The following is a 14541-nucleotide window of genomic DNA, read 5'->3' on the forward strand; positions in this document are numbered from 1 at the left end:
TCGTTACTCCACCTCGCTCTGAGCGGTCTCGGTACCGAACACAGCGCGGTACATCGGCGTCGCGTGAAGTTCCTCGGTGCTCTGCTCGAGCACGATGCCAGTCGCAGTCTCCACACCGTGCACGAGAGGCAGCGGGGTGGCGATGCCAAACCACAAGATCATGACAGCCAGGATGATTTCGGGGATAAGCATGAGCGCCGGGGCCTCATGCTTATCCATGCCCTGGGGCGCATGGCCGAATACCGACTTGAGTGCGATGCGGGTGAGCGCGGAGATGGCCACGGTAAGACCGAGGGCGACCACGACGACCAGCCACATGGGACCGGCGGTAACACCGGCGACAAAGGTCAGGAACTCAGAGATAAACATGCCAAAGGGCGGGAAGGCACCAAGGCCGAGCAGCGCCAGGATGGCGAGCGCGGCGGTTGCGGGGGCAACCTCGACGACGCCTTGGATCTTGGCCAGGCTACGCGTGCCAAAGGCGTGCTGGATGTTGCCGGACACGCAGAAGGCAAGCGTCTTGGTAAAGCCGTGGAACACGCAGTGCAGCAGGGCCGCGGCGATACCCAGCGGGCCACCGATACCCAAGCACAGGGCGATAACGCCCACGTTCTCCACAGACGAGTACGCAAAGCGGCGCTTGAGGTCGTCCTGGCGAAACATCGAGAGTGCCGCCACCAAAATGGACAGCGTGCCGACGATCAGCAGCAAAAGTTGCGGATACTCGGCGCCCACGGCTTGGATAGTAAAGCCGTAGAAGCGCATGATCACAAGCATGGCGCACTTAAGCAGCACGCCCGAGAGCAGGGCCGAGACAGGGCTCGGGGCCTGGGAGTGGGCATCGGGCAGCCACGTGTGCATGGGGAACAGGCCGGCCTTGGTGCCAAAGCCGATCACGATAAACGCAAAGGCGAGGCGCATGAGCGTCGGGTCGAACTGGTCGGCATACGGCAGCACGCACGACAGGAATGCGGCCTCGTGGGCGTTGGGAATCACGTCGGCGGCGTTGGCGTAGATCAGCAGCGTACCGAACAGGCCAAAGGCCACGCCGGCGGTGCAGACCATCGCATACTTCCAAGAAGCCTCGAGGGCCGTCTTGTTCTTGTAGATGCCCACGAGGAACACGGTGGAAAGCGTGGTTGCCTCCACGGCGGCCCACGTGAGGATCATGTTGTTGGACAGGCACGCGAGCAGCATGGTGAACACAAACAGGCTAAACAACGCAAAATACTGCTTGGCGCGCTCGGCGGGCATGGAGCCCTCCTCGATATCGGCCTTTACATAGGGCAGCGAGAACAGCCCCGTAAGAAAACCGATAAAGCCGATGAGCAGCACAAAGATGGCGCCCAGCGAATCGAGGTGAAACCACAGGCCAAGAGCGCTCGCGGTGTCGCCGCTCATAAGGACGTCACCGGCCGACATAATCGACAGCACCAGGACGGCTGCGACGGAGACCAGGTTGAGGCCGGCAAACACGTTATAGGACGTGTTCTTGGGCAAAAACGCCATGACCAGCGAGAACACCAAAGGAGTCGCGAGCAGGGCTAGAATCAACGTTTCCATGGACTACCCCCTCAGCTCGGACAGGTCGCGCGCATCGAGCGAGTGGGAGTCGTCCCAAATGCGACGCACGACGATGGACATGATGATGACGGCAAAGATGGCGTCGGTGGCGATACCGATCTCGATGATCTCGGGAGCGGTGGGGGCCAAAAGCGCGAGCGTCACATGGCTGCCGTTTTCCATAAGGCAGTATCCAAAGATCTGCTTCATGATGTTGCGCTGCGAGATGATGCAGGTGAGGCCCACAAAGAAGTGAGCGAAGCTAATAGCGAGCGCAGGCGTTGCGACCTCGGCCGTGGGCAGGCTGATCTGCGTCACGACGGCAAAGCAAATCGCGACCTCCACGGCGATGATGCAAATGGCCCACGCGGGCTTAAGGCCGGCCTTGAGCGATGCGTCGCTCGGCTCGCCCATCTTCTTGTATGCGCGGTTGAGGATGTAAGGGACCAGGACGACCTTAGTGATAAAGGCAGATCCAGCCCACATAAGCAGCTCCTGCGCACCAGTGGTGACACCGAGCGTGGCGAGCAGCCCCACGAGCACCAGCGACTGCACCGCATACCAGTGGATGGAATGTTTGATGTTCTTGGAGACAACCACCATGGTGGACGTGACGATCAGAAGGCCGCCAAGGATGTTGACGATCGAATAACCCATGTCGTTCTACCTCCTAACCGATCCAGCTGGCCGAAAGCGGGCCGCTGACGATGACCATGATGATGAGCACGATGAACACGAACGCCATCGCGCGGGGAAGCGGGGCACCCGCAGCGACCTCTTCGCTCGGCTCGCCGGGCAGGCAATAGCCCATCCACTTAAGGAACCAGGCAAAGGTGGCGACGGTCTCGGCAACCATGATGCACACGAGCACCAGGATTGCGACGTTGCCGGCACCCACAGAAAAGCCGCCGGCGATGATCTGGAACTTCGAGAAGAACGTGTTCATGGGCGGCACGCCGGCAATGGCGAGCGCCGCGACACCAAAGCCCACGCCCGAGATCGGGTACTTCTTTACGATGCCGCGAAGCTTGGGCAGCATACGCGTGCCGAGCGTAAAGGAGAACGAACCGGCGATCAGGAAGAACAGCGTCTTGGCGAAAGCGTGGTTAAAGATGTGGCAAACGGCGCCATCAAAGGCTAACTGACTGCCAAAGACCGAAAGGCCCAGACCAAAGAACACATAGGAGAGCTGGGCGATCGTGGAGAAGGCCAGCAGACGCTTCATGTCCTTTTGCGGCAGGTACATCAGGAAACCAAAGAGCATCGTGACCATTGCGTCGATAATGGCAACCCAGCCCACGATCTCGGGAACCTCGCCGGCAGAGACGAGTGCACGCGCGAACACGCACACGCCGACCTTGACCATCGAGGCACCATGCAGGTAGGCCGAAACAGGCGTCGGCGCCTCCATGGCCGAAGGCAGCCACATATACATGGGAACCTGTGCGGACTTGGCCCAGGCCGCAAACAACACGAGCAAAAGGACGATGGCCTTGAGCTTGGCGTCGAGGCCGGCAATCGCGGTAATGGCGAAGGTGCCGGTGTGGGCAAACACGATGGCGGCGCCCAGATACAGGCCGAGCGCACCGATATGCGTGATGATCAGGGCCTTCATGCCGGCCTTCTTGGCCGTAGGCGTCATGTAATAGCTAATGAGGCCCCAAGAGCACGCACCCGTGATCTCAAAGAACACGAGCTGGCCCAAAAGGGTCGAGCTGTACACGAGGCCGGCCATGGCGCCGATGAAGGTCGCGAGGTACGCGTAGAAACGACGACGCGGCGCATCGGGATGCTCACGGTTATTCTCGCTCATATAGGGAATCGAATAGATCACGACAAGCAGGCCGATACCCACAAAGGCGGGCGCGAGCAGCGTGCTCATGCGATCGAAGGTGAAGCCCATAACGAGGGTCTGCCCAAACGAGATCAGGGGGACCTGCGTGTCGGGCATGCCGGCGCCAGCGAAATTCGCGGCGAGGGCGATGGTGCAGGCCGTCGAGACGGCGGCACCCAAAACGCTGAACCACTTGGCGTACGGACGGGGGAACAGGGAGACGAGCACCGAGGCCACCATCGGGGCCGCGATAGCGACCAAGCCGAGAAGGGACAGACTGACTGCAAATGACATTGTTTCTCCCTTCTCCTACACGCCGACGACCACGAAGACAAACGCCAGAACGGCGATGCCCACGACGGCCCAGGTCTGATTGCCGAGCACCTTAAAACGCGAACGCGAGCAGGAGTTCTCGATCACGCCGCACACGACAAAGTCGATCAGGCACTTCACCAGGAAGATGACCGCGCCCAGAACGGCGGCGGCGCCCACGGTCGCGGGCTCGCCCCAGGGGACGAAGATCGCGCAGAACCAGGCGACGACCAGGACCTGCTTCATGGACATGGCGAGCTTGGCCATCGCAAGCGACGGGCCGGAAAGCTCGGCGAGCGGGCCTTCCTGGAGCTCCTGCTCGGCCTCGGCCTGATCAAACGGCAGCTTGCCGAGCTCCATGTAGCAGGCGATCGCAAAGGCGATGCCGGCGAGGATCACGGCGACCGGCGCGTCGACGGCGCCCGTCATGATGTGCTGACCCATGGTGGCGATGTCGGTGGAACCGCACACCAGGGCGGCGGCAAACAGCGCCAGCAGCATGGACGGCTCGATGAGCACGCTCATGAGCAGCTCGCGGACGCCGCCGATGCCGGCGTAGGCGTTGGACGAATCCACGCCGCAGAGGGCGAAGAAGAAGCGGGCGAGCGCCAGGCTGTACATGATGGTGATAGCGTCACCAAAGACCGGGATGGGGCTTTGTGCCGTAAAGAGCGGCAGGCCCATCGCGAGCATAAAGGCGACGGCGAAGAACAGCGGCGGCATAATGCGCAGCGCAAAGCTCGCGTCCTCGCTCTGGGACTCGGGGCGCGCAAAGAGCTTGGCCAGGTCGCGGTAGTCCTGCATGATGCTGGGGCCGCGACGGTTGTGCATCTTGGCGCGGATCACGCGGCCGAGACCGGAGAAGAACGGCGCGACGGCCATAACGACCACGCCCTGCAGAACGGCAAGTACGATGTTGTTCATGCTCTCCCCTCCTTAACCCATTTGCACGGCGAGCACGAGGAACACCACGAGTGCCGCGACGATGTAGCAGATATAGATGCTGTAGTTGCCGCCCTCGAGCTTAGTCGCGAGGTCGGCGAGCTTCTCGACACCCTTATGCGGGGCATCGACGAGAACCTTGTCGGGTACGGGCTCCACAGCCTCGGCCACACCGGTGAGCTTCTGGAAGAAGTGCGCGATGGACCAGCAGACGGCCGTGCAGCGGTCGCGCAGCGTATAGAGCGGCTGCATAAACCAGGACACCTCGGAGGCAAAGGTCGTGGCCACGACGGGCATATGCTCGTTGGGAGCATAACCGCACGCCCACGGCTGGGACTTCTGCACCTTGCCGACGGTCTTGAGCTTGCGATAGCCGCAGGCAAGGCCGACGAGCACCACGAGCGCAATGGCGATCGCGGGCGTGGAGGTGGCAGCGCCGGAGTACTGGTTCATGAGCTCCATGCCCTCGGCGGCAAACACGCCACCGTACGGATGCAGCACGGACGCGGCGACATCGACCAGCACGGGCGCGATCACGGGAGCGCCAATGCCCAGCACGACGCAGATGGCCGCGAGCAGGCCCTGCGCAAACACCATGGGGGCGGGAACCTCCTTGGCATTAGCCGCGGCCTCGGAGCGGGGCGCGGAGGCAAAGGAGACGCCATAGGCCTTGACGAAGCACGTGACGGCCAGCGCGCCGGTAATGGCGAGCGCGACGGCAGCGAACACGGCCACGATCATGACGGCCTTGTCACCCTGCATGGCAGCATTAAACAGCGACTGATAGGTAAACCACTCGGACACAAAGCCGTTGAAGGGCGGGATGGCCGAGATGGCAAGCGCGCCAATAAGGAAGCAGATGGCTGTTGCCGGCATACGGCGGAACAGGCCGCCCATCTTCTCCATATTGCGCGTACCCGTGGAGTACAGCAGCGCACCGGCGCCCAAGAACAGCTCGCCCTTAAACATCGCGTGGTTGAACGTGTGGTAGAGGGCGGCCATCAGAGCCAGGACGGCGATGCCGACCGAGTCGAGCGCCATGGCGGCCATGGAGGCGCCGACGCCGAGCAGAATGATGCCGATGTTCTCGACGGAGTGATAGGCCAGCAGGCGCTTGATGTCATGCTCCTGCAAGGCAAAGGCCACGCCGAGGACCGACGAGATCGCACCGAAGACCATGACCATAAGGCCCCACCAGACCTGAACACCCGAGGCGGAGAGCAGGTCGAGGCCCACCTTGAGGATGCCGAAGATACCGATCTTGATCATGCCGCCGGACATGAGGGCACTCACGTTGGACGGCGCCTCGGGATGTGCCTTGGGCAGCCAGCCGTGCAGCGGGATGATACCGGCCTTGGCGCCAAAGCCAAAGAAGGCGAGCACGAAGCACACGGATGCGACCGCGGGGCTAAACTGCGTGGCGCGGAAATCCGCAAAGGCAAACGAGCCACCGGCGAAGTTGGTCATGGTGAGGAAGCTCGCCATGATGAGCACAAAGCCCACGTGCGCGATCACAAAGTAGAGCCAACCGCCGTGGATGGAGTTCTCGTTCTCCTCGATCACGACCAGGAAGTACGAGGTCAGCGACATGAGCTCAAAGGCGACCAGGAACCAAAACACGTTGTCGGCGGTAATGACGAGCATCATGGACGCCACGAAGGTGTTAAAGAAGAAGCCGGCGCGGCCCTTTTTGCCCGGGTACTCATCAAAGTAGTTGAGACCGTAGATCGAACCGGCAAACGCGAGCACCGAGATGAGCGCCACGAACAGGCCGGACAGCTGATTGAGCAGCAGCTGGAAATGGGCAAACGGGAAGAACACGATGGTGTCGACCGACGTGACATTGCCCAGCACGGCCTGGATACCAGCCACAAACGAAAGCACCGCGGCGACGGCGCCGATAAGGCAGCCGGCGGTCTTGGCGGCGTTATCGGCCTTGATCAGCAGAACCGAGGCGAGCGCACCGATGCACGAGACGGCAAGCGATGCGATAAACAGCGTCATGCTATCCATTGTTTACGCTCCCTTCTGCTTTCTCGGACAGGCCCTGGGCAACAGCGGTAACGTCGACGACCGGGCCGTTTTCGATCGAGCGCAAGCGCTTGGCCTCGTCGAGCTCGCGATCGGCCGCGCCGCCCATGACGGTCAGCGCCTTGGTGGGGCACGCCGCCACACAATGCGGGCCGTCCGGATCGAAGGCGCACAGGTCGCACTTCACAGCGCAGGTGTACTGGCCGGGAGCCCACGTAAGCAGGCTGCTCAGGGACTTAGGATACGAAGGCGTCGGATCGCACATGCCTGCGACGCCGGCAATAGACGTGCCATCGGGATGGATGGCACCGAAGGGGCACGCGATGGCGCACAGCCTGCACCCGATGCACTCCTGCTCCTTGACGTGGATGCGATCGCCATCGTGCTCGATGGCATTCACCGGGCAAACCTCGGCGCAGGGGGCACCCTCGCAATGGTGGCAGGCAAGGGCGGCCGAAATACCGCCGGTCTTCACGAGCGCCAGGCGTGGCGTATCCTGAAGACCCTGCATCCGGTGGGCGTCGGCACAGGCGGACTGGCATGTTCCGCAACCGATGCACCTCTCCGGGTTGATGTCGATGAAGCGGTTCATCCCCACTTCCTTTCAAAATAACGGGCCGGGCTCCCGAACGTACGGGACGCCCGGCCCAAAAAGCCAACGAGAACGGGACTACACGATTTGATTCACGTGCGTCTCGTCATCGAACTTGGCGGCACCGGGCTCGACGTCCTGGGGAGCGGCGGCGTCGACCAGAGCCTGCTTGAGCTCGGTGTACTGACGCTCGACTTCGCCCTCGGCCCAGACCTGGTCGGCAATGGCGTCGACCTGGCAGGCGGAGAACTTGTCCTCGGGCGTGTGCGAGACCGGGTCGACCTTGTGCATGGTCAGCTCGTTGCACTTACCGATCCACCACTGGTAGGTCATATAGACCGTGCCCTTGTTGATACGGTCGCTCACGTCGGCGCGGCTGTATACCTGGCCGCGGCGGCTGTGAATCGAGACGATGTCGCCGTTCTTGATACCGCGCGCCTGGGCGTCCGCGGGATTCATGCGGACAAAGCCGGGCTCGTCGGCGAGCAGCGCCAGCGTCTTGCAGTTGCCAGTCATCGAGCGGCAGCTGTAGTGGCCGACCTCACGGACGGTGCACAGGATGAGCGGGTACTCATCGTCGGGAAGCTCGGAGGGCGCCTCCCAGTCGTGCGCCATCAGGTTGGCGCGGCCGTCCTTGGTGGTGAACTTGCCACCAGCGAACATGTCGGGCGTACCGTGGTCGTTCACATCGGTGCTCTTGACGGGCCACTGAGCGTAACCGCCCTCGGGAGCCATCTTCTCGTAGGTTGCGCCCACAAAGTTGGGGCACAGGCTAATGCACTCGTTCCAGATCTGCTCGGTGTTGTCGTAGTGCATGGGGTAGCCCATGCGCGTGGACAGGTCCGCGAAGATCTCCCAGTCGTGGCGGCACTCGCCCTTGGGCGGAACGGCCGCGTCAAAGTGTTGGAAGCTACGGTCGGATGCGGTAAAGACACCCTCGTGCTCGCCCCAAGAGGTAGCAGGCAGGATGACGTCGGCGAGCATGGTCGTCTGCGTCATAAAGATGTCCTGGCAAATGAACAGATCCAGCTCGGAAAGCGTCTTGCGCATACCAGCCGAATCGGGCTCGGTCTGCACCGGGTCCTCGCCGTAGTTGTAGAAGCAGTGCACCTTGCCCTCGTCGACCAGGTGACCCAGATCGGTGAGCTTGTAGCCCTCCTCCAAGGGGAGCTTTTCCTCGGGCACGCCCCAAGCCTTGGCAAACTTGGCGCGAGCGGCGGGGTCGGTGACTTTCTGGTAGCCAGGGTACAGGTTGGGCAGCATGCCCATATCGCAGGAGCCCTGGACGTTGTTCTGGCCACGCACGGGCGCGAGGCCGGAGTTGGGTTTGCCGATCTGGCCGGCAACGCAGGCGATGGAGGCGATGGTGTGCACCGTCTTCAGGTTCTGCTTCTGCTGGCATACGCCCATGCCCCAGCCAATGATGGCAGAGGGCTTCGCCGTGGCGTACATCTCGGCAGCTTGGTGGATCAGCGCGGGATCGACACCCGTGATGTCCTGTACGGATTCGGGAGTGTAGTTCTTGATGGTCTCCCACCACTCGTCAAAGCCGTTCGTGTGCTCGGCGACGAATTCCTTGTCGTAGAGGCCATCGTTGACCAGACAGTTGGCAAAGGCGTTGAGGAACGCGACATTGCAACCGTTCTTGATCGGAAGGTAGAGATCGGCGATACGCGCAGTTTCGATATGGCGCGGGTCGGCGACGATGATCTTGCAACCCTTTTCTTTGGCTCGCACGATACGCCTTGCGACGATGGGGTGCGAATCGGCAGGGTTATAGCCGAAGAGGAAAATGCAGCCCGCATCCTCCATACCGGGGATGGAGCATGACATGCAACCTGAACCAACCGTGTCCATCAGACCGAGGACAGTAGGGCCGTGTCAAGTACGGGCGCAGTTGTCCACGCTGTGGGTGCCGATGCACGCACGCGTAAACTTCTGCATGACGTAGTTCGCCTCATTGCCGCCGCCTCGCGAAGAGCCGGTGGTCATGACAGCGTTAGGACCATATTCGTCAATTATGGCCTGCATCTTAGATGCGGTGAAATCCAGTGCCTCGTCCCAGCTTACGCGCTCAAGATCCGCGCCCTTGGTGCGGCGGATCATCGGGTGCAGTACGCGAGGAGTCAAGATCTTGGTGTCGTTGATGAAGTCGTAGCCGCTCATGCCCTTAAGGCACAGCTCGCCCTGATTGGTGATGCCGTTGAGCGGTTCGGTACCCACGACCTGGCCGTTTTGGACCAAGAGGTTAAACTGGCAACCGGCACCGCAGTACGGGCAGATCACTTTATGCTTCTCCATGACACCCTCCTTCCTTTCTCTGCTACCGATTACTCGGTACGTATTTGACAATCGTTGGGCCTGTATGGCCGCCCGCCTACGCCTCGTTTTCGATGGTGGCGCGGGCACGCTCGGCAGTCAGCTCCGCCAGGCGCTCCTCGTCTACCAAGGTGAGACCCTTGGTCGGGCACGCCTCGGCACACGCCGGACCGCCGGGACGGTCCACGCACAGGTCGCACTTGAGCACGAAGCTCTTAGTCTGCGAACCCACGCGCACGTCGCCCATCAAGACGGGGACCTGCGTGGTCGCCACGCTCACGGCGCCAAAGGGGCACGCCATGACGCAGCTCTTGCAGCCGATGCAGTTGTCCTCGTTAACGCCGATGCGATGGTTCTTTGGATCAAAGAACAAAGCACCCGTGGGGCAGGCCTTAGCGCACGGGGCATCCTCGCAGTGATGGCAAGCCACCGGTGCGGAGATCTCGTACGTACGCGTCACGCGCAGGCGCGGCGCGGCGATGTTGCCGGGAATGTCGTGCGCCTCGATGCACGCCGCCATGCAGGTTTGGCACCCAATGCAGCGCGATGAATCGGCTACGACTCGTTTATTGCCCATGTTGTTCACTCCCTCCTGAATCCCATGCCGGAGAGACCCTGTCGACGTTGCCCCGGACCGCCCGTGGTCCGGCATCGGCGTATCGAGAGCATGCGGCGAAACAGGCACTCGGTAGAATATCTCCAACGGTATACAGGTTAAATATACGCAGTTGCAGGGGGTAAACTTGAGCATAGGCCCTGCATTACGGGTGTATTGCAGGGGTTTGGGCTGGTTAGGATTATTCTCAATAGGATATAAAAGCGAGTGTATTACACGCGTACGCCCAACAAAGATTTCACGCTCGCTTCTGAAGGATGTAGTACGTTTGTAATAATGATCACACTCAATTACTCGAGTGCAATAAAGTAATTGTTATAAGATTGGCAATTACTAGCCGAAGCTGTATTTGACTATTCATATTGCACGCTCATTAAGGGAGGCCAGTGATGTCATCGACTCAAAAACGAGCCATCCTGCAGGTGCGCATTCGCGAGGAAGACAAGCAGCATGCTGAGCGTCTCTACGACGCCATGGGCACATCGCTCGCCGAGGCCGTACGTCTTTTTGTCGCGCAGAGCATTTTGATGCGTAAGCTCCCCTTTCAGCCGGTCGCAGTACGATCAAAAGACGGCACCGCCGCCTATGGATCGCTCAAAGCATATGGGGACCCCAATCGCCGCTCCAAGGAGCGCAATGCTTGGATTGAATACCTTGCTACAGAAAGCGACGATTCGATTTTGGGTCCCGAGGAAGTAGATATCCATGAGTAGCACCATCATCGACGAGACCGTCATCCTGCGCTATCTGCTCGACGACGACGAGGTCCTGTCGCCGCGCGCTGCCAAGGTCATCGCCACGCGCACCGCTCGCGTCTACCCCGAGATCATCACGCGCGTCGTGGTCACGCTGCGCGACGTCTATAAGGTTCCACGCGTTGAGATTGCTGCGGCCATGAAAAGGCTGATCGATGACGTCATGGTCGACGAGCCCACCGTTGTCGCCCTTGCCGTCAAACTCTTTGGCAAGACCCATATGGACTTTACCGACTGCCTCCTCGCAGCCCGAACCGCCATCTACAACGATGATGTCATGAGCTTTGGCAAGCCCATCATCCAAGGCAAGATCGATTACCGCCGCAAGCGCCAAACCGCAGCCGAAGCCCGCAGCCGCAGCATCGACTCCACCATCGACAAGCTCCGCCACCGCCCCCGCAGCTAACCCCATGCCCACCCAAGTTGCGGTGAAATAGTTCCTGGATTTAGGCTTATTCGAGCTTTTCAGGAACTATTTCACCGCAACTTTCTGTAAGGGCAGGTTTTAATACCGCCGAAAGGCCATTATCGACCGTTTGCCGATGTGCCCAGCTCCGTTATAAGCCCCTGACCTGCACCGTCAAGCTTTTGGCCAGTTCATGGCAAGGTCCGACAGAATGAATATGCGATAGCTTGATGTCATTCGTTCCCTCTCAATGCCTTGGGGTCGCCAATGAGTAACGATGGCCGCTGTACTAAACCACAGGTAAAGCTATTCTTCTCGATATTCGAGGCTCATCATGACGGGCGCCTGTTTGTAGCTACGGAAAAATGGGATGAACGATGCGCCTACGCACTCATGAAAAAACAAATGATCGTTCGACTCTATAACCACGTCTATGCCGACCCCGCATATTGGAATGACCTCGGCGTCGAAGATCGCATCTTTCAATTGGCATCCGCCATTGCGGTCGTTGAACCGGATGCCGTGTTTTGTGGAGCAACGGCGGCACTGCTCTATGGCATCGGTTCTGCATATTCGCTTCTCGACAAGGTGCAAGTGCTGCTGCCGCGTTCCACCAGACGCGATATGTACGAATTCGTTGAATACCGACGCTGGCGGGCGGGCGAAGTGTGGCAGCTCGGTCCGTTTGCGCTCACGGATCCGTATCGAACGGTTGTCGATATCGCCCGAACGACCGCGTTTCGCTATGCGCTGGGTTATGTCGACGGGTTGGCTCGTGAGTACGGTGTCGAGCGTGAAGAATTACGTGCATATGCACAAGCGAACTGCCGCGGACTGCACGGCATCGCGCGCGCATTTGACGTTTTTGAACACATGGATGGCAGATCGGATAACGGTGGAGAATCCGAAGCACGGGCAGCAATGATTCTGGCGGGAGTTGCCGCTCCCAAACTTCAGGTTGAAATCACTCGACCGGGGAACGCCGGCTACTATCTGGCCGACTACGGCTGGCAGATGCCAAACGGCTCCTGGATGCTGGCTGAGCTGCATGGACTAGGCAAGTTTGAGGACGATGCCCAAAATGATCCGGAACATACTGCAGCAAAAACCTATCGAGCTGCCCTCATGCGCGACGCGAACCTGCGTGCCATGGGCCACAACGTCATTCATTTCAAACTTTCAGACACCTACGATGTCGAAGCATTTGGCACCATGATGCGCGGCTACGGTATACCAACCACAAAACCCTACGCAGACTCCTGACCGGCTGCCCTCATCTTCTCGACAACAGAACCCATCATCGACCCAGCCCGCTCGGCCTCAATAAGTTGCGGTGAAATAGTTCCTGGATAACAGCTTTTGCGGCTAATCCAGGAACTATTTCACCGCAACTTAGGAGGGGATATGGGGTCCCCGGCATGTATATGAAAACGGCTCTGATCCCCAATGGAAACCAAAGCCGTTAAAAAAATTCTTGTGGAGCGGGCGACGGGAATCGAACCCGCGTCATCAGCTTGGAAGGCTGGGGTTCTACCATTGAACTACGCCCGCAAGATATGGTCGGGACGACAGGATTTGAACCTGCGACATCCTGCTCCCAAAGCAGGCGCGCTACCAAACTGCGCCACGTCCCGAAGGTGTTGAGCAGCTAAGGTCTAAACCTTGCGTGTCCCAAAGCGAAGGAAATTATAGGGGAGACTCCCCGCCTGTGCAAGCGACGATACCCTAGCTCCTCGAATGTGCAACAAAACGACTATGGAGCAGGCCGATCACAAAGGCAACTACGGCGACCGGCGCCCACGCGGCACCGATATCCGCCAGCGGCAGCGCATCGAACGGTAGCCACGCACCCGCAAAGAACGCGTCGCGAACCGAGGTGATCACACTCTGCACCGCGACCACGCCGCCGACCCAGATCCACACCTGCGGATGAGCGTCGCAAAAGCCGTGCACCAAGCCCATAAGCACCAGCACGATGGCGACAGGGTACAGGGCGTTGAGCATGGGCACCGAGAACATGAGGATCACGTCGAGGCCCACGTTGGAGAGCACGCACGAAAACACCGCGAACACAAAGGCGAGTATCGCAAAGGGACGGCGCATGGCCTCCTCGGAAGCCTCTGCTCCCCCTTCGACCACATACGTCTCGCAGAAGTAGCGCGAGCAGCAGCTGATAAGGCCGATGCACACGTTCATGCAGGCAAGGAAGAAGATAGCGAAGACCACGACCGTGCCGGCAAGCCCAAAGTGCATGGAGGCCGAACGAGCGAGGATGGCGGCGCCGTTGGTAGCGTCGGGCATCACGGTGCCGAGCTGCATACCGGCAAGGCCCAAGCCGCAGTAGATGATGGCCATGAGCACGCCGGCGATCACACCGGAACGCGAAATCTCGAAAGCCACGCGCTTGTCATCGGTAACGCCCAGCTCGTGGATGGTCTCGGCGATGATGATGCCAAAGGCGAGCGACGCGAGCAGGTCCATGGTCTGGTAGCCGGTCAAAAAGCCCTGCACGGCAGCACCGGCATCATAGGGAGCCTGCGGCGCGGCGGCGGGGCCCAGCGGCGAGACCATGGCGGCACCCACGACCAATACGATAAGAGCAATGAGAGCGGGGCCCGTAATGCGGCCGAGCACGCGTGTGATGACGCCCGGGCGCAGCGTGAGCGCAAACGCGACGACGAAGAAGCCGACGGCAAACACCAGGCGCGCCGTGCCGAGCGAGACGCCCTCGGGCAACAGCGGCACCAGCATCTCGAAGGCCGTGGAACTCGTACGCGGAATGGCCAGGCACGGGCCAATGGCCAGATACACCGCCGCGACAAAGAACTCGCCAAACTTGGGGTGCACGCGGCCAGCAAGCTCGCGCGCCGTTCCGGCAAGCGCCACGGCGATAAAGCCCATGACGGGCAGGCCGATGGCGGCAATCAGAAAGCCGAACATGGCGACCGGCGTGGCGGAACCTGCCTGCAGCGCCAGCAGCGGCGGAATAATGAGGTTGCCGGCGCCAAAGAGCATCGAGAACAGGGCGATGCCGACGGTGACGACATGGTCGGAGCGCAGACCGCGCGGAGCGGATGAAGCCATGGGACCACCTTTCGAGTCAAAACAAAAACGGGACGGGCAAAAGACCCGTCCCGCAAGTATATACGCTTTAGCAGACTAAATCGCACA

12 protein-coding genes and 2 tRNA genes are annotated in these 14541 nt (G+C 60.5%); 3 read left to right on the forward strand and 11 right to left on the reverse strand.

Annotated features, from left to right (window positions below; genetic code table 11):
- Nucleotides 1-3: 3 nt before the first annotated feature.
- The 8 genes from AAAV21_RS00830 to AAAV21_RS00865 form a co-directional block, all read right to left on the reverse strand.
- A complete protein-coding gene (locus AAAV21_RS00830) occupies nt 4-1563 on the reverse strand; it encodes a hydrogenase 4 subunit F (RefSeq protein ID WP_349106742.1) in 1560 nt (519 codons plus the stop codon).
- Between the two features lie 3 nt (nt 1564-1566).
- On the reverse strand, nt 1567-2220 hold the full coding sequence (gene hyfE, locus AAAV21_RS00835) for a hydrogenase 4 membrane subunit (protein ID WP_118237867.1): 654 nt from the start codon (nt 2218-2220) through the stop codon (nt 1567-1569).
- A 13-nt stretch (nt 2221-2233) separates the two neighbouring features.
- Nucleotides 2234-3691, reverse strand: coding sequence for a hydrogenase 4 subunit D (locus AAAV21_RS00840; RefSeq protein WP_349106744.1), 1458 nt, complete (start codon nt 3689-3691; stop codon nt 2234-2236).
- A gap of 15 nt (nt 3692-3706) precedes the next feature.
- Nucleotides 3707-4633 carry an NADH-quinone oxidoreductase subunit H gene (locus AAAV21_RS00845; protein WP_118237871.1) on the reverse strand — a complete coding sequence of 309 codons (927 nt, stop codon included), beginning with the start codon at nt 4631-4633 and terminating at the stop codon, nt 3707-3709.
- A gap of 12 nt (nt 4634-4645) precedes the next feature.
- Nucleotides 4646-6664: a hydrogenase 4 subunit B gene (hyfB, locus tag AAAV21_RS00850; protein ID WP_349106747.1), complete on the reverse strand. Its 2019-nt coding sequence runs from the start codon at nt 6662-6664 to the stop codon at nt 4646-4648.
- On the reverse strand, nt 6657-7274 hold the full coding sequence (locus AAAV21_RS00855) for a 4Fe-4S dicluster domain-containing protein (protein ID WP_022095203.1): 618 nt from the start codon (nt 7272-7274) through the stop codon (nt 6657-6659). Before AAAV21_RS00855 ends, hyfB begins: the two co-directional genes overlap by 8 nt.
- A 78-nt stretch (nt 7275-7352) precedes the next feature.
- Nucleotides 7353-9575, reverse strand: a complete 2223-nt coding sequence (gene fdhF, locus AAAV21_RS00860; RefSeq protein WP_349106749.1) for a formate dehydrogenase subunit alpha — start codon at nt 9573-9575, stop codon at nt 7353-7355.
- 76 nt (nt 9576-9651) lie between these two features.
- Nucleotides 9652-10170 (reverse strand): 4Fe-4S dicluster domain-containing protein, encoded by a 519-nt coding sequence (locus AAAV21_RS00865; RefSeq protein ID WP_022095206.1) that lies wholly within the window; start codon nt 10168-10170, stop codon nt 9652-9654.
- A 428-nt stretch (nt 10171-10598) separates the two neighbouring features.
- On the opposite strand from AAAV21_RS00865, the gene AAAV21_RS00870 reads away from it, so the two are divergent.
- The 3 genes from AAAV21_RS00870 (at nt 10599) to AAAV21_RS00880 (ending at nt 12633) form a co-directional block, all read left to right on the forward strand.
- A complete protein-coding gene (locus AAAV21_RS00870; protein WP_099431570.1) occupies nt 10599-10922 on the forward strand; it encodes a type II toxin-antitoxin system RelB/DinJ family antitoxin in 324 nt (107 codons plus the stop codon).
- Complete coding sequence (locus AAAV21_RS00875; RefSeq protein WP_349106752.1) at nt 10915-11370, forward strand: hypothetical protein; 456 nt, start codon at nt 10915-10917, stop codon at nt 11368-11370. The genes AAAV21_RS00870 and AAAV21_RS00875 overlap by 8 nt, the downstream gene beginning before the upstream one ends.
- Before the next feature lie 267 nt (nt 11371-11637).
- Complete coding sequence (locus AAAV21_RS00880) at nt 11638-12633, forward strand: hypothetical protein (RefSeq protein WP_349106754.1); 996 nt, start codon at nt 11638-11640, stop codon at nt 12631-12633.
- Nucleotides 12634-12847: 214 nt separating this feature from the next.
- Here the strand turns inward: AAAV21_RS00880 and AAAV21_RS00885 are convergent.
- The 3 genes from AAAV21_RS00885 to brnQ form a co-directional block, all read right to left on the reverse strand.
- Nucleotides 12848-12921: transfer RNA gene (locus AAAV21_RS00885), tRNA-Gly, on the reverse strand.
- A gap of 6 nt (nt 12922-12927) precedes the next feature.
- Nucleotides 12928-13004: transfer RNA gene (locus AAAV21_RS00890), tRNA-Pro, on the reverse strand.
- A 91-nt stretch (nt 13005-13095) separates the two neighbouring features.
- Nucleotides 13096-14454: a branched-chain amino acid transport system II carrier protein gene (gene brnQ, locus AAAV21_RS00895; protein ID WP_349106757.1), complete on the reverse strand. Its 1359-nt coding sequence runs from the start codon at nt 14452-14454 to the stop codon at nt 13096-13098.
- Between the last annotated feature and the right edge of the window lie 87 nt (nt 14455-14541).

Source organism: Collinsella sp. CLA-AA-H302 (assembly GCF_040093305.1).
Lineage (GTDB): Bacteria > Actinomycetota > Coriobacteriia > Coriobacteriales > Coriobacteriaceae > Collinsella.